The organism is Streptomyces avicenniae (assembly GCF_000719135.1).
Taxonomy (GTDB): domain Bacteria; phylum Actinomycetota; class Actinomycetes; order Streptomycetales; family Streptomycetaceae; genus Streptomyces; species Streptomyces avicenniae.
In genome coordinates this window covers 1-24,789 of record NZ_JOEK01000008.1, presented here as the reverse complement: position 1 = coordinate 24,789, position 24,789 = coordinate 1, and the positions used below count along the sequence as shown (strand labels likewise).

The window sequence follows — 24,789 nt, the reverse complement described above, 5'->3', positions numbered from 1 at the left end:
ACCACCACACCGCCATCAGGCCACCGCCCGCCCGACCGGCTCCACCGGGTCCAGGTCCACCGCGAACCACACCGTCTTGCCGCCCTCGTCCGGCTCGCACCCGAAGTCCCGGCACATCGCCCGCAGAAGCCACAACCCACGACCCGACTCCGAGGTCCACACCGGCTCGGACACCACCGGCACACACGACGAACGGTCCTCCACCAGCACCCTGACCAAGCCGCCGTCGAGCACCACCGACAACCGGCACAACGGGTCCTCCACATGCCGCACCACGTTCGCGAGGAGTTCGCTGATCCCCATCCGCGCCACCTCAACAGCAGCGTCCGACGCACCCCACGACCGCAGTACCAGCGCCACCGTTCTGCGCCACGTCTCAATCCCCCGAACACCAGCAAGCAACTCCCACGTGAACGCGCACTGGTGTCTCTCGGCGATCCGGCCCGGAACTGTCATGGCATCTCCCGCTGTGTGTCTACGGCCAGTCAACGCGGCAGACACACTCGTCGGCAGGACACCCGACGACACAAAGCGTTTAGCGTGTATAACCCTGTGCAGCAGGCGGACGCTAGGTTGGGCATAACGCGCAATCGAGGGGGAACGGTGAGGCAGCGGGACAGGACTCCCAACACTGCGTTGAAGGCACTGCTCGCAGGCGGAGGGGTGACATACGACGCGTTGGCCACGTGCATCCGGATGACCGCGGCCGAGACGGGCAGGACGCTCCGTACGAACCGGAGTGCAGTTGCGCACTGGATCTCCGGGACGCCGCCTGCGCCCACCACCGTTCCTGTCATCGTCGAGGCGCTGTGCCGGCTGCTGGGGCGTTCGTTAAGCGCTGCCGAGATCGGGCTGGCCCAGCTGGCATCGGACGATCTCATCAGCTGGGATGCGGATACGCTGGCGGCATTGGGCGAGTTGGGAAGGCGGGACTTGGACGTGGAACGCAGACAGGCCCTCGCAGTCGCCGCTTATTCCCTTCAAGCCTTGGCCCTCCCCGGTGATCGCTGGTGGGCTCACCGCGCGGAGAAGTCGGCACATCCCTCCGGGGCGAACGGCCGACGTGTCGGTCGCGGCGACCTGGAGGCCGTCCGGGAAATGGTCGCGGCCTTCTCACGAATCGACCAGCGGCATGGCGGCGGCCACGCCCGCACGGCGGTGGTGCAATACCTCATCACCGACGTCAGCAACTATCTCCATGGCCGATTCATCGACGATCACGTACGCAATGACATGTTCTCCGCCGCGAGCGAGCTGGCCTATTTGGCAGGTTGGACGGCATTCGACAACTCCGAGCACGCCGTCGCGCAGAGGTACTTCGTCAGTGCCCTGAAACTCGCGGCGGAAGCGAACAATCCCCCCACGGCCGGTCATGCACTCCGTGGCATGGCCTACCAGGCAGTTGATCTCGGGCATGGCGCACAGGCCGTGGGCCTGATCGAAGCGGCAATGGAAGGCAAGCGGTACTCACTGGCCAGCTCACGAGAACGGAGCATGTTCGGGGCACAGTTGGCTCGAAGCCAAGCCGCGGCCGGAAGACACAAGGCCGCCGCCGCAGCGCTCGCCCGCGCGGAGAGCGATCTCGCTTCCGATCGGTCGCGGACCGAGGAACCGGGCCGGCTGTTCATCTTCGGCGAGGCGGACCTCACCTTCCAACGCGCCTACACACTTCGCGATTTCGGGGACCTGCACGGCGCTGCCCGTGAGTTCCGCAGGAGCGTACGTATCCGGAACTCGACAGCGTTCGCCCGAGTACATGTGGTGACCCTGGGCGAGCTTGCTTCCCTCCAGGTACGTCAAGGCGCCGTCGAAGAGGCGTGCGCCACCTGGTCGCGGGCGTTGGATGCCATGGACGGTATCCAGTCCGCGCGAACGCGTCGGGTGGCTTCCGACATGCGGCAGGCGTTGTCCCCTTTGCGCCGGCGTGGCATCCGCGCCGTCGCGCAGTTGGACAACCGAGCTGCCGCTTACCTGAGAGATTCGGTGTGACACGGGCCGTGGGAAGGGAAGGTATGGAGAACGCGTACTCCGTCGTACCAGTCGCCCAAGTGGTCGGCGGCCGACGTGAACCCACGGACGACTTCTGGGGCGGGACACGAGCGATCATCCGCATCGACCGGCCCATCGGCGGAACAGCGGTCTTGGACGCGTAGCTCGTCTACATGGTGTCCACATACTGACGATGCCGGACCGTTCGCTGATGTCGTACGTGCAATCGGCCCAGATGGGCGGGAGGTTATCTCGGTGGGCCGGTGCTGGCTTTCCCGACGGCCGCGTTCGCGTCGTTCGTGACGGACGTGAAGACCGGGAGGATCGGCACCGCCTGACCACCCCGGTCACCCGCGCCCGAACCCAGTCGATGCCGGAATCTCGGTGGGCCGGTGCTGGCTTTCCCGACGGCCGCGTTCGCGTCGTTCGTGACGGACGTGAAGACCGGGAGGATCGGCACCGCCTGACCACCCCGGTTCACCCGCGCCCGAACCCAGGGTTGCCCCACCGCGCACCACGGTGGGGCAACCCCCCTGCCACGACCAGCGCGTGACCACGGCCTCGTGCTCCCGACGGTGAACGGCGCCTCTCCGCCTACCCGAGTCCGCCGAGGCGGAGCGCGTCCCTCATCTCGCTCAGCCTCACGGCTGCCGCCGGGGTCCATTCCTGCGCCTGTTCGCCGCGACGGAGGGCGTCGTCGATCTCGTCGAGCTTCGCCGAGGACAGGACGCCCGCCCGCTCGATCAGGTCGTCCCGGGACACGGTGGTCAGCCACGTGCAGGGGGTGAGACCCGGGCGCGGGAACCCGACCCGCAGCACGCCTTCGAAGGGAAGTCCTTCCGCGGCACCCACGTGCACCTCGACGCCCAGACCGCCCAGATCGACGCCCGCAGGAGCGACGACCTGCATCGCCCGGAGGCTGGACGCGTCGTCCGCCGCCAGCAGGACGACCAGCCGCCGCTCGTCGAACTCCACCCACCAGACTTCACCGCGTTGCACGGGTCCTCCTGACTCAGAGCGGCAGGCGGAACCGCGCGCCCCTGACGAAGGGACGGTGTCCGCAGGTCACAGCTTAGAACCCGCCCGTCCGCCGGACGCGTTCGAGGCCCTGACGGTCCGGACCGTGCGCCGCGCCGTGCCGTCGAAGGGCGTGCGGAGTACGCGGGCCCTCGGCAGCGATCCCCGCCGAGCGGGTCGAACGCGCCGCCCCTCAGGGCTGGTGCCGGGGCGCCGGTGCCGGGACGATGGGGGCGGCGTGCGGGGGCACGTGCGCGAAGCGAGAGGGGCGCCATGCGGACCTACGCCGGTGTGCTGGTCGGCAAGCTGGTCTTCTTCACCATCTGCTGCTTCCCCGTACCGCTCGCCTTCCCCGTCGCCTACACGGCCTGGCAGGAGGGCGAGGACTGGGCCTGGATCGCGCTCGCCGCCGGACTGGTCGGCTCCGCCCTCGTCGTCGCCCTCGCCGTACGCGCCACCCGCAGCTCCCTCCCCCTCCTCACGCGCCGGGACCGGCCGAAGGACACGGGCATCGCGTACGGCGACAACACCTTCGTGCTGTGGGCACCCCAGTCCCCCAAGGGGCCCCAGGGAGCGCGGCTCGTACGCGCGGACGTCCTGGAGGCGTCCCTCGCGCGCTACGCCCCCGAGGGCGAGGCCACCTTCACCACCTACCACGGCAACCTCACCCCCGACGAGTTCACCCCTCTCGTCAGGCTGAGGCTGCGGGTGCAGCCCGACGAGGAGGGCGACGCAGGGGGCCCGGCGCCCGGCGCGTTCGAGGTCACGGACGAGTGGCGGGTGCCGTCCGTGTGCCTGTCGGCGGTCACGGCGGGCCGCCTGGCCGTCCTCGTCGGCCCCGCCGAGCCCGGCACCCCCGGCGCGGTCACCCCCCTGTGGCCCCGCAGCGCCCTGCTCGCGGGCACGAGGACATGCCGAGTGATCGGCCTCGACGGCCACGTCACCGAGGTGACGGGACACCCCGTCCGCCAGCTGCGGCAGATGCGCATCTCCTGGGAGGGCGGCGGCATCGCCATGGACGGCGACGTGATCGACCTCCGCCGTCTGGACGCGGCGACCGCGGCACGCTACGCCGCCGTCGCCGAACACGACCGCGCCCACCCCGAGGACCGGGCGCCGGTCACCGAGCCGGGGGAGGGGGCCCGCTGGACGGTGGACGATCTCCCCGGCGAACAGGGCGCGTTCGGCGCAGTCGGCCGACGCTGGGCGCGGCGCGGCGGCGTCCTCGTACGGGCCAGGTTCGTCCACATGGCGTCCACCCACACCTTCCAGGACCACGGCCCCGTCCTCGACACCGTGCTGCGCATCCGCCCGGCGGACGGCACGCCGCCGTTCGACGCCGCCAGACGGCTGACCGTGCCGATGAACTACCTGGCGCTCCTGCACCGCACGCGCGAGGTCGTCCTGACCGTCAGCCCCGACGGCAGGGCCCACCTCGTCGATTGGGCCCGCACCAACCTCCTCGCCGGTACGACGGCGGCCAGCGTCGTCACCCCCGACGGCCGCCAACTCCCCGTCACGGGACGCCCCGACGTGATCTGGGCCCTGATGAACCTGCTCGCCTCCCACGGCCTCTCCCACCCGACGCCCGTCCTCGACCTGCGGCGGCCCGACACGCACGCGGTGGCGGACGCAGTCCTGGACCTCGTGCCCGGCGGCCGTGCGCAGGCCGACACGGCCAGGCTCTGACCTCAGCCGACTCCGGTCCCGCCTACAGATCCGCCCCTGCCGGTCCACTGTTCGAGCGCTCCTAGGATGGGTGGGAACCATCGCAGCAGGAGGCAGCGTGAGCCAGGCAAGCCCCACCCCGCCGGAGGAATCCCGGATCAGCGAACGCGGCGAACAAGAGGCCGTCGAACTGTGCCGCGACCTGATCCGCATCGACACCAGCAACTACGGCGACCACTCGGGCCCGGGCGAGCGCGCCGCCGCCGAGTTCGTCGCGGAACAGCTCGCCGAGGTCGGCCTCGAACCGCAGATCTTCGAGTCGCACCCGGGGCGCGCCTCGACCGTCGCGCGGATCGAGGGCACCGACCCCTCACGGCCCGCCCTGCTCATCCACGGTCACACCGACGTCGTGCCCGCCAACGCCGACGACTGGACCCACCACCCCTTCTCCGGCGAGATCGCCGACGGCTGCGTCTGGGGCCGGGGCGCCGTGGACATGAAGGACATGGACGCGATGACGCTCGCCGTCATCCGCGACCGGCTGCGCAGCGGACGCAGGCCGCCCCGCGACATCGTCGTCGCCTTCCTCGCCGACGAGGAGGCGGGCGGCGTGTACGGCGCCCGTCACCTGGTGGACAAGCACCCCGACCTCTTCGAGGGCGTCACCGAGGCGATCAGCGAGGTCGGCGGCTTCTCCTTCACGGTCAACGAGAAGCTGCGCCTCTACCTGGTGGAGACGGCGGAGAAGGGCATCAACTGGATGCGCCTCACCGTCGAAGGCACCGCGGGACACGGCTCGATGACCAACGAGGACAACGCCGTCACCGAGCTGTGCGAGGCCGTCGCCCGCCTCGGCCGCCACCGCTTCCCGGTCCGCGTCACCAAGACCGTCCGCTCCTTCCTCGACGAGTTGTCCGACGCGCTGGGCACCGAGCTGGACCCCGAGGACATGGACGAGACGCTGGCCAAGCTCGGCGGCATCGCCAAGCTCATCGGCGCCACCCTGCGGAACACCGCCGCCCCCACGCAACTGGGCGCCGGATACAAGGTGAACGTCATCCCGGGCCAGGCCACCGCCCATGTGGACGGCCGCTTCCTGCCCGGCTTCGAGGAGGAGTTCCAGGCCGACCTGGACCGCATCCTCGGCCCGCGCGTCGTGCGGGAGTCCGTGCACTACGACCGCGCGGTGGAGACCGAGTTCGACGGCGCGCTGGTCGGCGCGATGCAGACGGCGCTGCGCGCCGAGGACCCGATCGCGCGGGCCGTCCCCTACATGCTGTCCGGCGGCACGGACGCCAAGTCGTTCTCGCGCCTCGGCATCAGGAACTTCGGCTTCGCGCCCCTCCAGCTGCCGCCCGAGCTGGATTTCGCAGGCATGTTCCACGGGGTGGACGAGCGGGTCCCGGTTGACGGACTGAAGTTCGGTGCCCGGGTGCTTGACCGGTTCATCGAGCTGAGTTGACGGTTCCTCTGAAGAAATTCTCTTAACAAAATCGCACCGACGTTCCCAATCCACCCAGCAGGGTGAAAGAGTCCCGCGCCACGTGCCCATGATCCGACGTCCTCGTTACGACGAGTGCGGTCCCCGGCTGGGGCCGCGTTGTCCCAAGGAGGAATAATGATCAAGAAGGTCGTCGCCGTCGCGGCTGCTGCCAGCGGTCTGATGCTCGCGGGCGCGGGGCTCGCTGTCGCCGATTCCCACGCGGCCGGTGCTGCCGTCGGTTCGCCCGGCGTCCTGTCCGGCAACGTTGTCCAGGTTCCGGTCCACGTGCCGATCAACGTGTGTGGCAACACCATTTCCGTGATCGGTCTCCTGAACCCCGCCTTCGGCAACACCTGCGTCAACGGCTGATCACCGCGCCCCATCCCATGAGGGCGTAGAGCCGGTGGCCCCGGAGCGCGCACCACTCGCTCCGGGGCCACGCCGGGCCAGACCCCGGGCGCGGGTGCCCTCAGCCCCCACCCCGCGCCCCACGGAAGAACAAGGCAGGGGAACACCACCATGCGACAGGTCACGAAGAAGGGCCTGCTCTCCGCCGCCGCCTTCGGCGGCGTCTTCGCGCTCTCGGGCGGAGCCGCGTTCGCGGACTCCGGCGCCGACGGCCTCGCGGCGAACTCGCCCGGCGTCGCGTCCGGCAACAACGTCCAGGTCCCGGTCGATGTGCCGGTGAACATCTGCGGCAACACCGTGAACGTCATCGGCGTCCTGAACCCCGCGTTCGGCAACAACTGCGTGAACACCGGCGGTCACGGCGGCGGTCACGGCGGTCACGGGGACAGCGGTGCCCAGGCGGACGGCGCGGCCGTCGGCTCGCCCGGCGTCGCGTCCGGCAACAACGTCCAGGTCCCGGTCGAGGTCCCGGTCAACGCCTGTGGCAACAGCATCTCGGTCGTCGGCGTCGGCAACAGCGCCTTCGGCAACGGCTGCGCCAACGGCGTCGATGCCGAGCACCCGGGCGAACCGGGTGAGCCGGGTGAACCTGGCGAGCCGGGTGAGCCCGGGGAGCCTGGGGAACCGGGTGAGCCGGGTGAACCTGGTGAGCCGGGTGAGCCCGGGGAGCCTGGGGAACCGGGTGAGCCCGGCGAGCCGAACGAACCGGGTGAGCCCGGTGAGCCCGGCACCCCGGAGGAGCCCGGCACCGTCTCGCCGGAGCGTCCCGGCGACACCGGCCCGGAGACCGGCCCCCAGGCCGGTGCCGAGCCCGCCGGTGGCGAGCTGGCCGAGACCGGCAGCGGCGTCCCCATGGGCGCGGTCCTGCCGATGGGCGCGGGCCTGCTGCTGGGGGGCACGCTGCTCTACCGCCGCTCCCGCGTCGCGAGCCGCGTCTGATCCGGCACCCCACGCGCCGGCCACCGCGCGCCGTTCACCGGCCGACGACCGCTCCACGGTGACGGGCCCACCGTGTCCCTGCCCGCCGGGTACACACGGTGAGCACCGCCCGTCGGCCGGTCAGCGCGCGTACACGAGTGGGTCCCGTCCGTCATGGGACCCACTCGTCACCATGTCGGGCGCAGCTGACGGATGATCCTGCGACGCAACCGCACGCGGCGGCTGCCGTCGGGGTACAGACGGAGTCGTGCCAGCTCCCAGTGACCGTACTCGGCGTGATCGGTCAGCAGGCGCGTGGCGGCGGCACGGGAGACACCCCGCGGGACGTACACATCGCGAAACTCGTATTCCGGCATCGCAACCATTGTGCGCGCCGGGCCTGGATGCCGATACCGTCTGCACCATGTCTGATGCTGTGCAGCCGACCGCTGCCGAAGTCCGTGCCGCCGCCGACGCGCTCAAAGAGGCGATCGACCGGCACCTCGCCGCCGTCGAACGCCGGGCCGCCGGGCCCGAGACGGGCACCGAGGCCGACGCCGCCGTGTTCGCCGCGTTCAACGAGCTGGCCTCCGCGGGCGAGGTGTACGACGAGCTGCTGTACGACGTCTACGACGAGGTGACCCCCTTCGAGGTGCCGGAGACGGACGGGGGCGCCGCCTACGACGGGCCCGACGAGCCGGAGGCCCTCAGCGTCTTCATCCGCCGCGACTACACCCTGGTGGAGCCGCGCAGGCTGCTCGCACAGGCGCAGCGGATCGCCGATCTCGACCCGGACAGCGCCCTGGCCGGTGGCCCCGACCCCGACGAGCCGGGCGGCCGGAGCGTGCAGACGGCGCTCGGCGTCCTCTTCGGCGAGTACGACCCGGACGAGATCGCCGGGCGCTACAAGGAGTTCGGCCTTGAGGAGGGCGACGCGACGCTCTGGGTGACGGTCGCCGACGAGCCCGCCGAGCCGGGGGAGTGGCTGCCCGCCCCGTTCGACGCCGTCGATCCCGAGCGGGTCGTCTGCCGCTTCGACATCAGCGAGGCGTTCGAGGAGGACGACGACCTCGACCCCGGCGAGTGAACGGGAGCGCCGGGCCCCGCCCGTGGCGGCGGCACGGGCGGGCGGCGCTCCGCCCCGCTCAGGCCCCGGCGGGCGCCGAGGCGGCGAGCTGCTCGCGCAGCAGCGTCCGCAGCCGCGTCGTCCGCGGCGGCGCGGGCGGGCCCGTGACGACCGCCGCGAGCCCGGGGCCGCTGCCCTGCACCACCGACAGGTGTCCCTCCCCCCGGCTGAACGCCGTGTAGACCCACGAGCGGTCCACGGTCCCCTCCGCGTCCCCAGGCAGCACGACGACGGCGGCGGGCCATCGGCTGCCGACCGCCTGGTGCGCGGTGAGCGCCCACCCGTGCCTGACCGTGTCCGCCACCTGCGCGGGGGCCACCACGAAGCGGCCGTCCGCGTCCTCAAGCCACAGGCCCTCCGCGTCGGCGGAGGCCACCGTCGCCGTGCGGGTGCGGCCCGGCGCGGGGGAGTGGGCCACCCGGTCGCCCGGGTCGAAGCCGCCGAACCGGCCAGGCCCGGGGTTCAGCCGCTCCTTCAGCGCCGCGTTCAGCGCGCGGGTGCCCACCGGCCCGGCATGGCCTGGCGTGATCACCTGGATCTCGGCGACGGAGCGCCCGAAGGCGCGCGGGATGGAATCGGCGACGAGCTGCACCGTACGGTGCACGGCCTCGCCCGGGTCGCGTACCGGCACGACCACGACCTCCTTGCCCGGCGCCTCCGGCTGGAGCAGCTCGCCCACGCCCACCCCGGACACGAGCTCGCCGACCGGCCCTTCGTCGGGCGTCCGCGAGGCGACGCGCGGGCCGAAGTCCGCGCCCAGCACGTCGTCCAGGACCTGCCCTGGACCTGCCGGGCCGAGCAGCGCCTGATCGCCGCTGAGGACGAGCCGCGCGCCGTCCGGCAGGGCCTCCACGAGGGAGGCCGCCGCCTCCGCCGACAGCTGGGCAGCGTCCAGGACCGCGAGCAGGTCGAGCGGCAGCAGGCCCTCGCCGTCACGCCCGGGGCCCTCCTCGCCCGACAGCAGCCCCGCCACCGTGACCGCCGCGTCCGCCGCGCCGCCAGGCAGCAGCGCGGCGAGGCCGCGCCGCCCGTCCGCCGTGTGCGCCGCCGCGCAGGCCCGCAGGCCCAGGGACCTGGCCGCCGCCACCAGCGCGGCAGGCTCCGCGCGCGCCGCCGCGCCGCCGGTGTGGACCACGACCGGATGTGCGGCGACGGCGCGCAGCAGCTCGGCGGCCGAGGGCGACGGGGCGCCGCCCGCCGCCGTCTCCCAGGCCACGGCGGCCTCCTCGGCGAGCGGTTCGAACGTGCCGCGCAGCCGCGACAGTCCGTCCGCGAGGCTCTCCTCGGCGAGCGCGTACCGGTCGAGGCCGAGCAGCAGCGTCACGGGCACGTCCTCCTCGCCGTCCTCCCCGCGCGGCGTGCCGGTCGCTCCCGGCGGGGGCGGCGCCGCGTCGCGGAAGACGAGGACCGCCCCCGACTCGACCGCGTCCCGCACCGCCTCGTCCGGCTCGGGCACCGCCTGCGCGGCGAGCCCCTTCGCGACCGTGGCCGCCGCCACGGCCGTGTGCCCGGCGAGGGCCGCGCGCTCCAGCAGCCAGACGGTCAGTGCCCGCGTCCGCCGCTCGTCGCCAGGGCCCGCCTCCGCGCCGAGCGTCGCCCGCGCGAAGCCGTCCGCCGCGTCGGGGCGCACCCCCGGCACGGCCAGCAGACGCCACGGGTCGTCGCGCAGCTCCTGCTCCGCCGCCTCGCCGAGCGCCGCGGCCACCGCCCCGGCCAGCCCCTCGGGGGTGCCGCCCGCCGCGAGCAGCGCGGGCAGCCCCTCCGGCACAGGCACGGGCGTGGGCGCGGGCACCGCGGCGGGCCCTGGGCGGGCCCCCGGGCCCGGCGCCGCCGCCCGCGCCGGACGGGCCGCGGGACGCGCGGGCTCCGCGAAGAACGAGGCGGCCGGGCGCTCCCCGCTCTCCACGGCCTTCACCGCGGCCCGCAACCGGGCGGCGGCGTCCTCCGGGGGCGGGGGCGAGGCGTTGTCCGCGGTCACAGCGTGCTCCAGTCGTGGTCGGGATAGTGGTGCACCGGGGCCGACACGTCGTCCAGCGCCCGGCTGATCTCCTCCGGAAGCGTAAGGTCCTCCACTGACAGCGCCTCCTCCAGCTGGCGCGCCGTGCGCGCCCCCAGCAGCGGCGCCGCGACCCCCGGCCGGTCCCGCACCCACACCAGCGCTACCTGCGCCGGGGTCACCGCCAGCCCGTCCGCCGCTATGGTCACCGCGTCCACGATCCGGGCCGCCGCGTCGTCCAGGTAGGGCGCCACGAAGCCGCCCAGCCGCGCGGACGCGCCGCGCGAGCCCGCCGGGCGCGCCCCGTTGCGGTACTTGCCCGTCAGCACCCCGCGCCCCAGCGGCGACGACGGCAGCAGCCCGACGCCGAGGTCGAGGGCGCCGGGCAGCACCTCGCGCTCCACGCCCCGCTGCACCAGCGAGTACTCCATCTGGGTGCTCGCCAGACGGGTCCGCGTCCCCGGCGCGGCCAGCTGCCACGCCGCCGCCTTCGCCAGCTGCCAGCCGCTGAAGTCGGCCACTCCCGCGTACCGCGCCCGGCCGCTGCTCACCGCGATGTCCACGGCCTGGAGCGTCTCCTCCAGCGGCGTGGCCGGGTCGAAGGCGTGCACCTGCCACAGGTCCACGTGGTCCGTGCCGAGCCGTTCGAGCGACGCGTCGAGCGCCGACAGCAGGTGGCCGCGCGAGCCGTCGAACCTGCGGTAGGGGTCGGGCACGCTGCCCGCCTTCGTCGCCAGCACGACGTCCCGCCGCGGCACGAGCGAGCCGACGAGCCGCCCGAGCAGCAGCTCGGCGCCGCCGTCGCCGTAGACGTCCGCGGTGTCCACGAGCGTGCCGCCCGCCTCCCAGAACGCCTTCAGCAGCTCCGCGGCGTCCGCCTCCCCGACCTCCCTGCCCCAGGTGAGCGTGCCGAGGCCGAGCCGGGAGACGCGCAGGCCGGTGCGGCCCAGGTGCCTGAGTTCCATGGGCGTTGAGCGTACTTGCGACCAGGGGTTACAGTCCCCGGAGACGACTGGTTACCCGCCGGTAAGCGCCAACAGGAGGAGCGGACATGCGGCTCGGAGTGAATCTCGGCTACTGGGGCGCGGGCCTTGACGCGGACAACCTGGAGGTCGCCCGCGAGGCGGACCGGCTCGGCTACGCGGTCTGCTGGGCCGCCGAGGCGTACGGCTCGGACGCCCCGACCGTCCTCGCCTGGGTCGCCGCGAGGACGGAGCGTATCGACGTGGGCGCCGGCATCCTCCAGATCCCCGCCCGCGCCCCCGCCATGACGGCGATGACCGCCGCCACCCTCGACACGCTCTCCGGCGGCCGGTTCCGCCTCGGCCTCGGCGTCTCGGGGCCGCAGGTCTCCGAGGGCTGGTACGGCGTACGGTTCGACCGCCCGCTCGCCCGCACCCGCGAGTACGTCGAGATCGTCCGCGCCGCCCTCTCCCGCGAACGGCTGACGCACCAGGGCGAGCACTGGACGCTGCCCCTTCCGGACGGCCCCGGCAAGCCGATCAAGCTCACCGTCCACCCCGTCCGCCCCCACATCCCCGTCTACATCGCCGCGATCGGCCCGAAGAACCTCGCCCAGACCGGCGAGATCGCCGACGGGGCGCTGCTGATCTTCTTCGCGCCCGAGCACGCCGAGGAGACGACGCTCCGCCACCTGCGCGCCGGGCGCGAGGCCGCGGGGCGCACCCTGGACGGCTTCGACGTCGTGCCCACCGTGCCCCTCGCCGTGGGCGACGACCCCGTCGCCCTCGCCGACCAGTTCCGCCCCTACACCGCGCTGTACGTGGGCGGCATGGGCAGCCGCGACCAGAACTTCTACAACCGCCTCGCCCGCCGCATGGGATACGAGAAGGAGGCGGCCGAGATCCAGGACCGCTACCTGGCCGGTGACCGCGACGGCGCAGCCGCCGCCGTCCCCCGCAGCCTCATCGACGCGACGACCCTCGTCGGCCCGGTCGAGCGCATCGCCGACCGGATGCGCGCCTACGCCGACGCGGGCGTCACCACGCTGTCCCTCGCCCCCGCCGGGTTCACGCTCGACGAGCGCATCGCCGGACTGCGGGCGGGCGTCGAGGCACTGGAGAGGGCCGGGCTCGCCTGACCCCCGCCCCCGTCCCCCCAGGACCTAGGCTGACGCCATGCCCACTCTGCTGCTCCTGCGCCACGGCCGGACCACCGCCAACTCCTCCGGCCTCCTCGCCGGTCGTGCGCCCGGCGTCAGCCTCGACGAGTACGGGACCACCCAGGCCGCCGCACTCCCCGGGCGCCTGTCCGGCATCCCGCTGGCCGCCGCCGTCCACAGCCCGCTCCAGCGCTGCGCCGAGACCCTGGCACCGCTGCTGGCCGAACGCCCCGACCTGCCCGTCCACGTGGACGAGCGGGTCACCGAGTGCGACTACGGGGAGTGGACCAACCGCGCGCTCAAGGACCTCGCCGACGAGCCGCTGATGGCCACCGTGCGCACGCAGCCGTCCGCCGTCACCTTCCCCGGCGGCGAGTCGATGCGCGCCATGCAGGCCCGCGTCGCCGACGCCGCCCGCGACTGGGACGCCCGTCTCGGCGCGGAGCACGGCCCCGACGCGATCTGGCTGATGTGCACCCATGGCGACAACATCAAGGCGATCACCGCCGACGCCCTCGGACTCCACCTCGACCTGTTCCAGCGCCTGGCCCCGCACCCGGCGTCCGTCACCGCCGTCCGGTACGGCAACCCGCCCCTCCTGCTGCGGTTCGGCGATACGGGCGACCTGGCCGAATTCGTCCCCAGGACCGAGGCGGCGGAACGGGACAGCGCCGAGGCCACCGAGACCCCGGTGGGCGGTGGCGCCTGACCACGGTGATCGCGAAGCGCAGTAGGGTGCCCTTGTCCCACGCAACCGACACACAGGAGCAGTGCGTGTCCCGTCAGGTGTACCTCTACGACCCGCCCGACCGCTTTGTCGCCGGGACGGTCGGGCTGCCTGGCCGCCGTACCTTCTTCCTGCAAGCCACCGCGGCGGGCCGCACCACCAGCGTCGCCCTGGAGAAGGCACAGGTGGAGGCGCTGGCCGAGCGCATCGACGAACTGCTGGACGAGGTCGTGCGCAGATCGGGCGGCAGCACCACCGTCCCCGCCGTCGCGCCGTCGGAGGTCGCCGACACCGGCCCGCTGGAGACCCCCGTCGAGGAGGAGTTCCGCGTCGGCACGATGGCCCTCGCCTGGGACAGCGACAACGAGCGCATGATCGTGGAGGCCCAGGCCCTGGTCGAGCTTGAGGTCGAGACCGAGGAGGAGTTCGCGGAGGCCGAGGAGCGGCTGCTGCGCGACGACGAGAACGGTCCGCCCATGCTCCGGGTGCGCCTCAGCGGCACCATGGCCCGCGCCTTCGCCAAGCGCGCCCTTGAGGTCGTGGGCGCGGGCCGCCCGCCGTGCCCCCTGTGCAGCCTGCCGCTCGACCCGGAAGGACATGTGTGTCCCCGCCAGAACGGATACCGCCGCAGCCGCGCCTGAGCGGCGACGTCATGGCCGACACCGCCCTGGCCCAGGGCGAGCTGACCGTGCGCGGACGCATCACCGACGCCTCCAACGCGGTGCTCTACGCCGTCGCCGAGCTGGACGGGCGCAGCGTGCCGTGCGTCTACAAGCCGGTGCGCGGCGAGCGCCCCCTGTGGGACTTCCCCGACGGCGACCTGGCCAGCCGTGAGGTCGCCGCGTACGAGGTCTGCCGCGCGCTGGGCTGGGACCTCGTGCCGACGACCGTGCTGCGGGACGGGCCGTTCGGCCCCGGCATGTGCCAGCGCTGGATCGGCCCGCCGCCGGACGACGACGCGGAACCGGCCGGGGAGGCGGACGCCGAGGAGCCCGACGACCTGCTGTCCCTCGTGGACGGCGACACGGCCCCGCCCGGCTGGAAGGCCGTCGGCCACGTCCAGCTCGACGAGGACACCACCGCCCTGCTCGTGCACCGCGACGACGAACGCCTCCGCCGCGTCGCCGCGCTCGACGCCGTCATCAACAACGGTGACCGCAAGGGCGGTCACCTCCTGCCCGTCGCCGACGGCGGGCTGTACGGCATCGACCACGGCGTCTCGTTCCACACCGACAACAAGCTGCGCACCCTCCTGTGGGGCTGGGCGGGCGAGCCCCTGCCGGACGCCGTCCTGACCGCCCTGCGCGGCCTCGACGCGGCCCTCGCGGACGGCGCGCCCCTCGCCGTCCGGCTGCGCGAACTGCTCACCGACGCCGAGATCGGCGCCCTGCGCGCCCGCACGTCCGCCCTCCTGAGGGACGGCCGTCATCCCCTGCCGAGCGGCGAATGGCCCGCGATCCCCTGGCCCCTGGTCTGACCGCGCCCCCCACCGGGCGGGCACGCCCTGTCGTGCGCCGCCCGGTCCGGCGGTTAGGCTCGGGCGCATGCATGCCTGGCCTCCCTCCACAGTCCCCGTTCTGCCCGGTCAGAGCCCTGAACTGTCGGTCCACGACACCGCGACCGGCGGCCGGGTGACCCTGGTCCCCGGACCGGTCGCCCGCATCTACGTCTGCGGGATCACCCCGTACGACGCGACGCACATGGGCCACGCGGCCACCTACACCGCGTTCGACCTCGTCCAGCGGCTGTGGCTGGACACCGGACGCGAGGTCCGCTACGTCCAGAACGTCACCGACATCGACGACCCGCTGCTGGAGCGCGCCGCCGCCACCGGCGAGGACTGGACGGCCCTGGCCGAGCGCGAGACCTCCCTGTTCCGCGAGGACATGACGGCCCTGCGCATCCTGCCGCCCGCGGCGTACGTGGGCGCCGTCGAGTCCATACCGCACATCGTGCCGGTCATCGAACGGCTGCGTGAGCTGGGCGCGGCGTACGACGTGGACGGCGACACCTACTTCTCCGTCGAGGCCGACGACCACTTCGGCGGTGTCTCGCACTACGACGCGTCCGTCATGCGCGCGCTGTCCGCCGAGCGCGGCGGCGACCCGGACCGGCCCGGCAAGAAGAACCCGCTCGACCCCCTGCTGTGGCGCGCCGCCCGGCCGGGCGAGCCGTCCTGGGACGGCGCGAGCCTCGGCCCGGGACGCCCCGGCTGGCACATCGAGTGCGTCTCCATCGCGCTCGACCACCTCGGCATGGGCTTCGACATCCAGGGCGGCGGCTCCGACCTCGTCTTCCCGCACCACGAGATGGGGGCGTCGCACGCGCAGGTCCTCACGGGCGAGCACCCGTTCGCGGCCGGGTACGTGCACGCGGGGATGGTCGCCTACGAGGGCGAGAAGATGTCCAAGTCGAAGGGCAACCTGGTCCTCGTCTCCCGGCTCCGCGCCGCGGGCGTGGACCCGGCGGCCATCCGCCTGGCGCTGCTCGCGCACCACTACCGCTCCGACTGGGAGTGGACGGACGCCGTCCTCGACGGGGCCGTACGCCGCCTCGACCGCTGGCGCGCGGCCGTCTCCCGGCCCGACGGCCCCCCGGCGGACGGGCTGGTGGACGCGCTGAGGGCTGCGCTCGCCGACGACCTCGACGCCCCGGCGGCGCTGGCGGTCGTGGACCGCTGGGCCGCCGCGCAGGAGGCGGAGGGCGGCGCCGACATCGGCGCCCCCGGCGTCGTGAGCAGGGCGGTGGACGCCCTGCTGGGCGTCGCCCTGTGACGGCCCGTCCGCGCCGCGCGGGCACCTGACACGGGACGGGCCGGTACCCCTCGGTACCGGCCCGTCCCCGCGGTCACTCCTCCGGCTCGCCCGGCTCCTGCCGCTCCGGCTCGGTGCCGCCGCCCTCGGCGGGGCGCCGTCTCGGCAGGCCGCGCGGGCGGCCGGGGTCGCGCAGGTACGAGCCGGGCTCGCCGCCCGGCGGCTGCCCGTCCCGGCGGCGCAGATACCGCTCGAACTCCTTCGCGATCGCCTCGCCGCTGGCCTCGGGCAGTTCCGCCGTGTCCCGCGCCTCCTCAAGGGACTTGACGTACTCGGCGACCTCGCTGTCCTCGGCGGCCAGCTGGTCCACGCCGATCTGCCAGGCGCGGGCGTCCTCCGGCAGGTCGCCCAGCGGCACGCCCAGACCGAGCAGGTCCTCCAGCGCGTGCAGCAGCGCGAGGGACGCCTTCGGGTTCGGCGGCTGCGCGACGTAGTGCGGCACGGCGGCCCACAGCGTCACCGCCGGGACCCCGGCGTGCGTGCACGCCTCCTGGAGGATGCCGACGATGCCGGTCGGCCCCTCGTAGCGCGACTCCTCCAGGTCGAGCGTGCGCGCCAGGTCCTCGTCGGAGGTCACGCTCGTCACCGGAACAGGACGCGTGTGCGGGGTGTCACCCAGCAGCGCGCCGAGGACGACGACCATCTCGACGCCGAGTTCGTGCGCGAAACCGAGGATCTCGTTGCAGAACGAACGCCACCGCATGCTCGGCTCGATGCCGCGCACCAGCACCAGGTCACGCCGCTTCACCGGGCCGTTCTCCGACCCGATCCGCACCACGGACAGCCGGGTCGTCGGCCAGGTGATGCGCCGGACCCCGGCGTCCAGCCAGATGTGCGGCCGGTTCACCTGGAAGTCGTAGTAGTCCTCCGCGTCGAGCGCCGCGAACACCTCGCCCTTCCACTCGCGCTCCAGATGCGCCACGGCGGCGGAGGCGGCGTCACCCGCATCGTTCCAGCCTTCGAACGCGGCCACCATGACCGGGTCAACCAGCTCGGGAACCCCTTCGAGCTCGATCACCCAGCGCCTCCTCCCGGCCGGTGCGCGAGCGGCGCCCCGCCCCGGCTGACGATGTCTTCGTGCGGCCCCACCCTACGGCGTGACCGTTCCCAGCCCGCAGTCCTCGTACGCCTGGGCCCCGGCCGGGGTGTCCCGGCCGGGGCCCTCGGACCACCGCCGCCGCTCAGCCGCCGAGCACCCCGGCGACCCGCGCGCGCACCTCCTCCGTGTCCAGGCCGCGCACCGTCAGGGTCAGCCTGCGGCGCAGCACGTCGTCCACCGTGTCCGCCCACTCGTGGTCGCGCGCGTAGACCACCTGGGCCCAGATGTCGGGCCCGTCCGGGTGCACGCGCGCGCCGAGCGCCGGGTCCTCCCTGACGAGCCGGACGACGTCGAACGCGAGGGACCCGTAGTGCGTGGCCAGATGACGGGCCGTGTGCTCGTCGAGCCCGGACTCCGGCGGGTCGGCCAGCAGCCGGTGCGCGACGGCCGACGGGTTGGCGACGCCGGGCAGCGGCGTGTGGCGCACCAGGTCGGAGACGGGCGCCATGTCCTCGGCGACCGGGCTGCCCGGCAGGGTGGCCACCTTCTCCAGCACGGTCCTGCCGATGTGCCGGTACGTCGTCCACTTGCCGCCCGCGACCGACAGCATGCCGCCGCTGCCCTCGGTGACCACCGTCTCGCGCCGCGCCGACTCGACGCCGCCGGGGCCGCCCGGCAGCACCCGCAGCCCGGCGTACGCGTAGGTGATCAGCGAGCGGTCCAGGTGCTCGGGCCGTACGGACAGGGCGGCCTCGTCCAGTATCTGCTGGATGTCGGCCTCGGTCGGCGCGACCTCGCCGGGGTCGCCCTCGTAGCTCTCGTCCGTCGTGCCAAGCAGCAGCTGGTCCTCCCAGGGCAGCGCGAACGTGACGCGGTACTTGTCCACGGGCGTCGCCATCGCCGCCCGCCAGGGGACGGTGCGGCGCAGCACCAGGTGGGCGCCCTTGGACAGGCGGATGCTCGGTTCCGCGGTGGGGTCCTCCAGGCCGCGCAGGCGGTCCACCCACGGGCCGGTCGCGTTGAGGACGAGGCGGGCGTCCACGCCGAACTCGGCGCCGTCGAGCCGGTCGCGCAGGTCGGCGCCGGTGACGCGGCCCCGGGTGAAGCGCAGGCCGGTCACCTCGGCGTGGTTCAGCACCGAGGCCCCGGCGCCGACGGCGGCCCGCACCGTCATGACGGCGACGCGTGAGTCGTTCATCTGGTGGTCGCCGTAGACGGCGACGGCCTTCAGCCCCTCGGTGCGCAGCCCGGGGTTGGCCGCCGCCGCGGCGGCCGGGGAGATCACCCGGCCGACGCCGTCGCCGAAGGCGGACAGCGCCGAGTACGCGAAGACGCCCGCGCCGAGCTTCGCCGCGCCGTGCGGGCCGCCCTTGTAGACCGGGAGGTAGAACGTCAGCGGGTTGACGAGGTGGGGCGCGACGTCGCGGGAGAGGATGCGCCGCTCGTGGTGGTTCTCGGCGACCAGCCGGACGGCGCCGGTCTGGAGGTAGCGCAGGCCGCCGTGGACGAGCTTGGAGGACGCCGACGAGGTGGCACCGGCGAAGTCACCGGCGTCCACCATCGCCACCCGCAGGCCCGACTGCGCGGCGTGCCAGGCCACCGAGGTGCCGAGGATGCCGCCGCCGACGACGAGCAGGTCCCAGGTCGTGGAGGAGAGACGGTCACGGGTGCGGGCGCGGCGTTCCGCCCGGTCACGGGCCGCCGTGTCGGAGGGGCCGGGTGCGGTCACGGTGGCCTGTCCTGCGGCCGGGTGCGGCGCGTTCATCCGATCAGCTCCCCTCGTCCAGCCAGCCCATGGTGCGCTGCACGGCCTTGAGCCAGAACGCGTACTCCTTGTCACGCTCCGCCGCGTCCATCTCCGGCGTCCACTCGGCGTCCTGGCTCCAGTTGTCGCGCAGGTCCTCGATGTTCTCCCAGAAGCCCACGGCGAGCCCGGCGGCGTAGGCGGCGCCGAGGCAGGTCGTCTCGGCGACGACCGGGCGGACCACCGGGACGTCGAGGAAGTCGGAGATGGTCTGCATGAGCAGGTTGTTCGCCGTCATGCCGCCGTCCACCTTGAGGGTGGTCAGCTCCATGCCGGAGTCCTTCTTCATCGCGTCCACGATCTCGCGGGTCTGCCAGGCGGTCGCCTCCAGCACGGCGCGCGCGATGTGGGCCTTGGTCACGTACCGCGTCAGACCGGCGATCACGCCGCGGGCGTCCGACTTCCAGTACGGCGCGAACAGGCCGGAGAACGCGGGGACGAAGTAGGCGCCGCCGTTGTCGTCCACCGAGCGGGCCAGCTCCTCGATCTCCGGCGCGCTGCTGATCAGGCCGAGCTGGTCGCGCATCCATTGGACGAGCGAGCCGGTCACGGCGATCGAGCCCTCCAGCGCGAAGACGGCGGGCTGGTCCCCGATGCGGTAGCCGACGGTCGTGACGAGACCGGCGTAGGAGTTGATGATGTCGGTGCCGGTGTTCATCAGCAGGAACGTTCCGGTGCCGTAGGTGGACTTGCCCTCGCCGACCGAGAAACAGGTCTGGCCGAAGAGCGCCGCCTGCTGGTCGCCGAGCGCGGAGGCGACCGGCACGCCGTCGAGCGCGCCGCCCTTGGCCGTGCCGTACACCTCGGCCGACGAGCGGATCTCCGGCAGCACGGACATCGGCACGCCGATGGAGTTGCAGATCTTCTCGTCCCACTGGAGCGTGCGCAGGTCCATCAGCAGGGTCCGGGAGGCGTTGGTGACGTCCGTGACGTGCACGCCGCCGTCCGGGCCGCCCGTGAGGTTCCAGATGACCCAGGAGTCCATGGTCCCGAACAGCAGCTCGCCGCGGTCGGCGCGCTCCTGGAGGCCCTCGACGTTGTCCAGCAGCCAGCGGACCTTGGGCCCGGCGAAGTAGGCCGCCAGCGGCAGGCCCGTCTGGCGGCGGAACCGGTCCTGGCCGACGTTGCGGCCGAGCTCGCGGCACAGCGCGTCGGTGCGGGTGTCCTGCCAGACGATGGCGTGGTGCACGGGCTCGCCGGTCGCCTTGTCCCACAGCATGGTGGTCTCGCGCTGGTTGGTGATGCCGATGGCCTTGACCTGGTCCTTGCCGATTTTGGCCTTCGTCAGCGCTCCGGCGACGACCTCCTGGACGTTGGTCCAGATCTCGGCGGCGTCGTGCTCGACCCAGCCGGGCTTCGGCAGGAACTGCTCGTGCTCCTTCTGCTCGATCGCCACGATGTTGCCGCCGTGGTCGAAGACGATGCAGCGGCTCGACGTCGTGCCCTGGTCGATGGCCGCGATGTACTCGCGCTGGCCTGTGGTGTCCTGTGCGTCCGGCATGGGGCGGCTCCTGTGGTCGCTCGGTGGGGGGATCTGGCGGCGGCTGCGGCGCGTCAGAACAGCGCGGTGTGGATGCCCGCGGCGATCGCGCCGCCGGCGAGCGGGCCGACGATCGGGATCCAGGCGTACTTCCAGTCGGAGCCGCCCTTGTTGGGGAGGGGGATGAGCTGGTGGACGATCCGGGGGCCGAGGTCACGTGCCGGGTTGATCGCGTAACCGGTCGGTCCACCGAGGGACAGGCCGATGCCGACGACGACCAGGGCGACGATCAGACCGCCGGTGCCCGAGAGGGTCAGCCCGTCGTTCAGCCCGACACCGAGGACGAGCAGGACCAGCACCGTCGTGGCGACGATCTCGGTCGTGAGGTTCTGCACCGTGTTCCGGATCTCAGGGGCGGTGGCGAAGATGCCGAGGACAGGGCCCGGCTCGTGCCGTGAGGTGGGCTCGCGCTCCTCGACCTCGGCGGCCTCCTCCTCGAACGCCCGGGCGCCCGGCGTCCTGGAGCCGCTCTCGACGTCCATGGCGCGCAGATGCGCCTGGAAGTGGCCGTAGTAGGCGAGCCACATGAGGAACGCGCCGATGATCGCACCGGCGAGCTGCCCGGCGACGTAGGTGGGGACGTCGTTCCACTGCCCGCTGTCGATGGCGATCCCGAGGGTGACGGCCGGGTTCAGGTGTGCGCCGGAGAGCTGGGTGGAGACGTAGACGCCGGAGAGGACGCCGATGCCCCAGCCGAACGAGATGGCCACCCACCCGGCGTCGAACGCTTTGGACTTCGTGAGGATCACACCGGCGACCACGCCGGTGCCTAGCACGATCAGTACGGCGGTCCCGAGAAGCTCGCCGAAGAAGATATGGAGGCTGGACATCCGCGACTCCTTTGTCCGTCGCCCAGGGGGTTTCCTGGGCGATGTCCGTCCAGTGTTCGGCAATGCCGACCAGTGAACGGGAGTGTTCTCCCCGGGACACCTGCCGTCAAGACCGTCGGGGCAGTTATCCGCCGGATATGCCTATTGTCCTAAAATCGCCCGGATCCGAGGTCCCGGGAAACCGCTCGCGCGCAGTCCCGCACCGCCGCGACCAGAGCCGACCGGGGCTCGTCCCCGGACAGCACGCGTTCCACCGCGCCGGTGATTCCCACCGCTCCGACGGCCGTTCTGCGGCGGTCGAGGACCGGCGCGGCGATCGAGGCCACGCCCTCCCAGGTTTCCCCGACTTCGCTCGCCCATCCGCGTGACCGCACCTCTTCCAGGGCCAGGTCGAAGGCGGCGGCCCCCGTCACCGTCCGCGCGGTGAGCGCGCCGAGCCCCGCCGCGAGCGCCGCGTCGCGCGTCGCCGGGTCGTAGGCCGCGAGCACCTTGCCGAGCGCCGTGCTGTGCAGCGGCTGCACCGTGCCCACCTCACGGTCCTGGCGGCTGTCGTCCGGCCGGAAGACGTGGTGGACGATCAGCACGCCGCGCCCGTGCGGCGCCCCGAGGTACGCGCTCTCGCCGCTCGCCCGCGCCAGGTCGTCGGCCCACACCAGGGCCCGCGCGCGCAGCTCGTTGCCGTCCAGGTAGGCGCGGCCGAGACGCAGCGGCTCGGCGCCGAGCCGGTACCTGCCCGAGGCCGGGTCCTGCTCCACGAACCCCTCCCGCTGGAGCGTCCGCAGCAGGCCGTGCGCCGTCCCCTTGGCCAGCCCGGCGGCTGAGGCGATGTCGGAGAGCCCGAGCCCGCGCTCGCCGTCCGCGAGCAGCCGCAGCACCGCCGCCGCGCGTTCGAGCGACTGAATGGTCCGCGCCATGGGGATGTCTCCTCGCCGTCCGTTCCTCCTCAGCCTGCGGTTCGGTAATGTCGAACACCAGTGGGGCATGCCGATTCCCCGGAGGTCGGCACGAGTCTACGGGCGCCCCTCCCGGCCGCCCGGCCGATGCGCGGCCACTCCCTGCCCGCACGCCCTTGCGGTTAGGCTGACCACGTGCGTGCCGCCTGTGCGCCACGCATAGCCGACAGCCGTCGCACTCCCGGGAGTATCCCCATGGCCTCGTCCATCCCGTCCGTCGTCCCGCAGGCCCAGCGGGCCGCAGCCCTCCGCGAGGCGTTCGCCTCACGCGTCGTCGTCGCCGACGGCGGCATGGGCACCATGCTCCAGGCGCAGGACCCCACCCTGGACGACTTCCAACAGCTCGAAGGCTGCAACGAGATCCTGAACGTGACGCGCCCCGACATCGTCCGCTCCGTCCACGACGCGTATTTCGCGGTGGGCGTGGACTGCGTCGAGACCAACACCTTCGGCACCAACCTCTCGGCCCTCGGCGAGTACGACATCGCCGACCGCATCGTGGAGCTTGCCGAGGCGGGGGCGCGGATCGCCCGCGAGGCGGCCGACGAGCGCGCGGCGGGGGACGGGCGGCTGCGCTGGGTGCTCGGCTCGATGGGGCCCGGCACCAAGCTGCCCACCCTCGGCCACGTCACGTACACCGCCCTGCGTGACGCCTACCAGGCCAACGCCGAGGGCCTCGTCACCGGCGGCGCGGACGCCCTGCTCATCGAGACCAGCCAGGACCTGTTGCAGACCAAGGCCGCCGTCCTCGGAGCCCGCCGCGCCCTCGCCGCCACCGGCACCGACCTGCCCGTCATCGTCCAGGTCACCGTCGAGACCACGGGGACGATGCTGCTGGGTTCGGAGATCGGTGCGGCGCTGACGGCGCTTGAGCCGCTCGGCATCGACATGATCGGCCTCAACTGCGCCACCGGCCCCACCGAGATGAGCGAGCACCTGCGCCACCTCGCGCGGCACGCCGGAGTCCCCCTGTCCTGCATGCCCAACGCGGGCCTGCCCGTCCTCGGCAAGGACGGCGCCCACTACCCGCTCAGCGCGGGCGAACTCGCCGACGCGCACGAGTCGTTCGTCGCCGAGTACGGCATTTCCCTCGTGGGGGGTTGCTGCGGCACGACGCCGGAGCATCTGCGGCGGGTGGTGGAGCGGGTGCGGGGTGTGGTGCCGGGGGAGCGGACGCCGCAGCCGGAGCCTGGGGCGGCGTCGTTGTATCAGTCGGTTCCGTTCCGGCAGGACACGTCGTATCTGGCGATCGGTGAGCGGACGAACGCGAACGGGTCGAAGAAGTTCCGTGAGGCGATGCTGGAAGGCCGCTGGGACGACTGTGTGGAGATGGCGCGTGACCAGATCCGCGAGGGCGCGCACCTGCTCGACCTGTGTGTGGACTATGTCGGCCGCGACGGCGCGGCGGACATGAGTGAACTCGCCGGACGCTTCGCGACGTCCTCGACCCTCCCCATCGTGCTGGACTCCACGGAGGTGGGGGTTCTGCGGGCGGGGTTGGAGAAGTTGGGTGGGCGGGCGGTCGTCAATTCGGTGAACTACGAGGACGGGGACGGTCCTGAGTCGCGGTTCGCGCAGGTGACGGCGTTGGCGCGGGAGCACGGCGCCGCCCTGATGGCCCTCACGATCGATGAGGAGGGTCAGGCGCGGACGGTGGAGCAGAAGGTGGCGATCGCGGAGCGGTTGATCGCGGATCTGACGGGGAACTGGGGGATCCGTGAGAGCGACATCCTGATCGACTGCCTCACGTTCACCATCTGCACCGGGCAGGAGGAGTCGCGCAAGGACGGTGTCGCCACGATCGGGGCGATCCGTGAACTGAAGCGCCGCCACCCGGACGTGCAGACGACGTTGGGTCTGTCGAACATCTCCTTCGGTCTGAATCCGGCGGCTCGTCTGGTGTTGAACTCGGTGTTCCTGGACGAGTGTGTGCGGGCCGGGCTCGACTCGGCGATCGTCCACGCCGCGAAGATCCTCCCCATCGCCCGCATCGAGCCGGAACAGGTCGAGGTCGCCCTGGACCTGATCCACGACCGCCGCCGCGAAGGCTACGACCCGCTCCAGCGTTTCCTCGAACTCTTCGAGGGGGCGACGGCTGCGTCGTTGAAGGCGGGCAAGGCGGACGAGTTGGCGGCTCTGCCGTTGGAGGAGCGGTTGCGGCGGCGGATCATCGACGGGGAACGCAACGGCTTGGAGGCGGACTTGGACGCCGCGCTTGCCGAGCGGCCTGCGTTGGAGATCGTGAACGACACGCTGCTGGCGGGGATGAAGGTGGTCGGGGAGCTGTTCGGGTCGGGGCAGATGCAGTTGCCGTTCGTGCTCCAGTCCGCGGAGGTGATGAAGACGGCGGTGGCGC

General features: G+C 72.9%; 22 protein-coding genes. 12 read left to right on the top strand and 10 right to left on the bottom strand.

Annotated features, from left to right (window positions below):
* Window positions 1–15 precede the first annotated feature (15 nt).
* On the bottom strand, window positions 16–456 hold the full coding sequence (locus IF27_RS13905; protein ID WP_052849877.1) for an ATP-binding protein: 441 nt from the start codon (window positions 454–456) through the stop codon (window positions 16–18).
* A gap of 240 nt (window positions 457–696) precedes the next feature.
* Between IF27_RS13905 and IF27_RS13900 the strand changes: the two genes are divergently transcribed.
* Window positions 697–1,989 (top strand): NsdA family TPR-like regulatory protein, encoded by a 1,293-nt coding sequence (locus IF27_RS13900; protein WP_223291053.1) that lies wholly within the window; start codon window positions 697–699, stop codon window positions 1,987–1,989.
* 594 nt (window positions 1,990–2,583) lie between these two features.
* On the opposite strand, the gene IF27_RS13895 is transcribed toward IF27_RS13900, so the two are convergent.
* Window positions 2,584–2,988 carry a type II toxin-antitoxin system PemK/MazF family toxin gene (locus IF27_RS13895; protein ID WP_052849876.1) on the bottom strand — a complete coding sequence of 135 codons (405 nt, stop codon included), beginning with the start codon at window positions 2,986–2,988 and terminating at the stop codon, window positions 2,584–2,586.
* A 291-nt stretch (window positions 2,989–3,279) separates the two neighbouring features.
* Here IF27_RS13895 and IF27_RS13890 point away from each other — a divergent pair, with 291 nt between their 5' ends.
* The 4 genes from IF27_RS13890 to IF27_RS31910 all read left to right on the top strand — a co-directional run bounded on the left by IF27_RS13890 (window position 3,280) and on the right by IF27_RS31910 (window position 7,504).
* Window positions 3,280–4,695: a hypothetical protein gene (locus IF27_RS13890; RefSeq protein ID WP_052849875.1), complete on the top strand. Its 1,416-nt coding sequence runs from the start codon at window positions 3,280–3,282 to the stop codon at window positions 4,693–4,695.
* 97 nt (window positions 4,696–4,792) lie between these two features.
* The gene (locus IF27_RS13885) at window positions 4,793–6,136 is read left to right on the top strand and encodes a M20/M25/M40 family metallo-hydrolase (RefSeq protein ID WP_052849874.1); all 1,344 of its coding nucleotides are present in this window, start codon (window positions 4,793–4,795) and stop codon (window positions 6,134–6,136) included.
* A 156-nt stretch (window positions 6,137–6,292) separates the two neighbouring features.
* Window positions 6,293–6,526 (top strand): chaplin, encoded by a 234-nt coding sequence (locus IF27_RS13880; protein WP_052849873.1) that lies wholly within the window; start codon window positions 6,293–6,295, stop codon window positions 6,524–6,526.
* 150 nt (window positions 6,527–6,676) lie between these two features.
* On the top strand, window positions 6,677–7,504 hold the full coding sequence (locus tag IF27_RS31910) for a chaplin (RefSeq protein ID WP_052849872.1): 828 nt from the start codon (window positions 6,677–6,679) through the stop codon (window positions 7,502–7,504).
* A 167-nt stretch (window positions 7,505–7,671) separates the two neighbouring features.
* Here the strand turns inward: IF27_RS31910 and IF27_RS30275 are convergent, their stop codons facing one another.
* On the bottom strand, window positions 7,672–7,860 hold the full coding sequence (locus IF27_RS30275) for a DUF5703 family protein (RefSeq protein ID WP_110945908.1): 189 nt from the start codon (window positions 7,858–7,860) through the stop codon (window positions 7,672–7,674).
* A 47-nt stretch (window positions 7,861–7,907) separates the two neighbouring features.
* Here IF27_RS30275 and IF27_RS13870 point away from each other — a divergent pair, with 47 nt between their 5' ends.
* Window positions 7,908–8,570: a hypothetical protein gene (locus IF27_RS13870; protein WP_052849871.1), complete on the top strand. Its 663-nt coding sequence runs from the start codon at window positions 7,908–7,910 to the stop codon at window positions 8,568–8,570.
* Window positions 8,571–8,628: 58 nt separating this feature from the next.
* On the opposite strand, the gene IF27_RS13865 is transcribed toward IF27_RS13870, so the two are convergent.
* A complete protein-coding gene (locus IF27_RS13865) occupies window positions 8,629–10,587 on the bottom strand; it encodes a helix-hairpin-helix domain-containing protein (RefSeq protein ID WP_052849870.1) in 1,959 nt (652 codons plus the stop codon).
* On the bottom strand, window positions 10,584–11,570 hold the full coding sequence (locus tag IF27_RS13860; protein ID WP_052849869.1) for an aldo/keto reductase: 987 nt from the start codon (window positions 11,568–11,570) through the stop codon (window positions 10,584–10,586). Before IF27_RS13860 ends, IF27_RS13865 begins: the two co-directional genes overlap by 4 nt.
* An 86-nt stretch (window positions 11,571–11,656) precedes the next feature.
* Here IF27_RS13860 and IF27_RS13855 point away from each other — a divergent pair, with 86 nt between their 5' ends.
* The 5 genes from IF27_RS13855 (at window position 11,657) to mshC (ending at window position 16,228) form a co-directional block, all read left to right on the top strand.
* Window positions 11,657–12,706: an LLM class F420-dependent oxidoreductase gene (locus IF27_RS13855; RefSeq protein WP_052849868.1), complete on the top strand. Its 1,050-nt coding sequence runs from the start codon at window positions 11,657–11,659 to the stop codon at window positions 12,704–12,706.
* A gap of 37 nt (window positions 12,707–12,743) precedes the next feature.
* Window positions 12,744–13,436 (top strand): MSMEG_4193 family putative phosphomutase, encoded by a 693-nt coding sequence (locus IF27_RS13850; protein ID WP_052849867.1) that lies wholly within the window; start codon window positions 12,744–12,746, stop codon window positions 13,434–13,436.
* Window positions 13,437–13,501: 65 nt separating this feature from the next.
* Window positions 13,502–14,095 carry a DUF3090 domain-containing protein gene (locus IF27_RS13845; protein ID WP_052849866.1) on the top strand — a complete coding sequence of 198 codons (594 nt, stop codon included), beginning with the start codon at window positions 13,502–13,504 and terminating at the stop codon, window positions 14,093–14,095.
* A complete protein-coding gene (locus tag IF27_RS13840) occupies window positions 14,056–14,931 on the top strand; it encodes an SCO1664 family protein (protein WP_420822009.1) in 876 nt (291 codons plus the stop codon). Before IF27_RS13845 ends, IF27_RS13840 begins: the two co-directional genes overlap by 40 nt.
* Window positions 14,932–14,998: 67 nt before the next feature.
* The gene (gene mshC / locus IF27_RS13835) at window positions 14,999–16,228 is read left to right on the top strand and encodes a cysteine--1-D-myo-inosityl 2-amino-2-deoxy-alpha-D-glucopyranoside ligase (protein ID WP_052849865.1); all 1,230 of its coding nucleotides are present in this window, start codon (window positions 14,999–15,001) and stop codon (window positions 16,226–16,228) included.
* 73 nt (window positions 16,229–16,301) lie between these two features.
* On the opposite strand, the gene IF27_RS13830 is transcribed toward mshC, so the two are convergent.
* From IF27_RS13830 to IF27_RS13810, 5 genes are all read right to left on the bottom strand, one after another.
* Window positions 16,302–17,285, bottom strand: coding sequence for a PAC2 family protein (locus tag IF27_RS13830; RefSeq protein WP_052849864.1), 984 nt, complete (start codon window positions 17,283–17,285; stop codon window positions 16,302–16,304).
* A gap of 163 nt (window positions 17,286–17,448) precedes the next feature.
* On the bottom strand, window positions 17,449–19,071 hold the full coding sequence (locus tag IF27_RS13825; RefSeq protein WP_110945871.1) for a glycerol-3-phosphate dehydrogenase/oxidase: 1,623 nt from the start codon (window positions 19,069–19,071) through the stop codon (window positions 17,449–17,451).
* A 4-nt stretch (window positions 19,072–19,075) separates the two neighbouring features.
* Window positions 19,076–20,611, bottom strand: coding sequence for a glycerol kinase GlpK (glpK, locus tag IF27_RS13820; RefSeq protein ID WP_052849863.1), 1,536 nt, complete (start codon window positions 20,609–20,611; stop codon window positions 19,076–19,078).
* Window positions 20,612–20,664: 53 nt separating this feature from the next.
* Window positions 20,665–21,480: an MIP/aquaporin family protein gene (locus tag IF27_RS13815; RefSeq protein ID WP_052849862.1), complete on the bottom strand. Its 816-nt coding sequence runs from the start codon at window positions 21,478–21,480 to the stop codon at window positions 20,665–20,667.
* Between the two features lie 149 nt (window positions 21,481–21,629).
* Window positions 21,630–22,394, bottom strand: coding sequence for an IclR family transcriptional regulator (locus IF27_RS13810; RefSeq protein ID WP_052849861.1), 765 nt, complete (start codon window positions 22,392–22,394; stop codon window positions 21,630–21,632).
* 234 nt (window positions 22,395–22,628) lie between these two features.
* Here IF27_RS13810 and IF27_RS13805 point away from each other — a divergent pair.
* On the top strand, window positions 22,629–24,789 hold a 2,161-nt coding region (locus tag IF27_RS13805), incomplete at its 3' end, for a homocysteine S-methyltransferase family protein (RefSeq protein ID WP_190232945.1).

Bases quoted from the DNA above. Each gene is read 5' to 3' on its own strand.
- IF27_RS13860 (WP_052849869.1), bottom strand. From the start codon at position 11,570: ATGGAACTCAGGCACCTGGGCCGCACCGGCCTGCGCGTCTCCCGGCTC.
- IF27_RS13825 (WP_110945871.1), bottom strand. From the start codon at position 19,071: ATGAACGCGCCGCACCCGGCCGCAGGACAGGCCACCGTGACCGCACCC.
- IF27_RS13855 (WP_052849868.1), top strand. From the start codon at position 11,657: ATGCGGCTCGGAGTGAATCTCGGCTACTGGGGCGCGGGCCTTGACGCG.
- IF27_RS13870 (WP_052849871.1), top strand. From the start codon at position 7,908: ATGTCTGATGCTGTGCAGCCGACCGCTGCCGAAGTCCGTGCCGCCGCC.
- IF27_RS13810 (WP_052849861.1), bottom strand. From the start codon at position 22,394: ATGGCGCGGACCATTCAGTCGCTCGAACGCGCGGCGGCGGTGCTGCGG.
- IF27_RS13850 (WP_052849867.1), top strand. From the start codon at position 12,744: ATGCCCACTCTGCTGCTCCTGCGCCACGGCCGGACCACCGCCAACTCC.
- IF27_RS30275 (WP_110945908.1), bottom strand. From the start codon at position 7,860: ATGCCGGAATACGAGTTTCGCGATGTGTACGTCCCGCGGGGTGTCTCC.
- glpK (WP_052849863.1), bottom strand. From the start codon at position 20,611: ATGCCGGACGCACAGGACACCACAGGCCAGCGCGAGTACATCGCGGCC.
- IF27_RS13900 (WP_223291053.1), top strand. From the start codon at position 697: ATGACCGCGGCCGAGACGGGCAGGACGCTCCGTACGAACCGGAGTGCA.
- IF27_RS13815 (WP_052849862.1), bottom strand. From the start codon at position 21,480: ATGTCCAGCCTCCATATCTTCTTCGGCGAGCTTCTCGGGACCGCCGTA.
- IF27_RS13905 (WP_052849877.1), bottom strand. From the start codon at position 456: ATGACAGTTCCGGGCCGGATCGCCGAGAGACACCAGTGCGCGTTCACG.
- IF27_RS31910 (WP_052849872.1), top strand. From the start codon at position 6,677: ATGCGACAGGTCACGAAGAAGGGCCTGCTCTCCGCCGCCGCCTTCGGC.
- IF27_RS13880 (WP_052849873.1), top strand. From the start codon at position 6,293: ATGATCAAGAAGGTCGTCGCCGTCGCGGCTGCTGCCAGCGGTCTGATG.
- mshC (WP_052849865.1), top strand. From the start codon at position 14,999: ATGCATGCCTGGCCTCCCTCCACAGTCCCCGTTCTGCCCGGTCAGAGC.
- IF27_RS13890 (WP_052849875.1), top strand. From the start codon at position 3,280: ATGCGGACCTACGCCGGTGTGCTGGTCGGCAAGCTGGTCTTCTTCACC.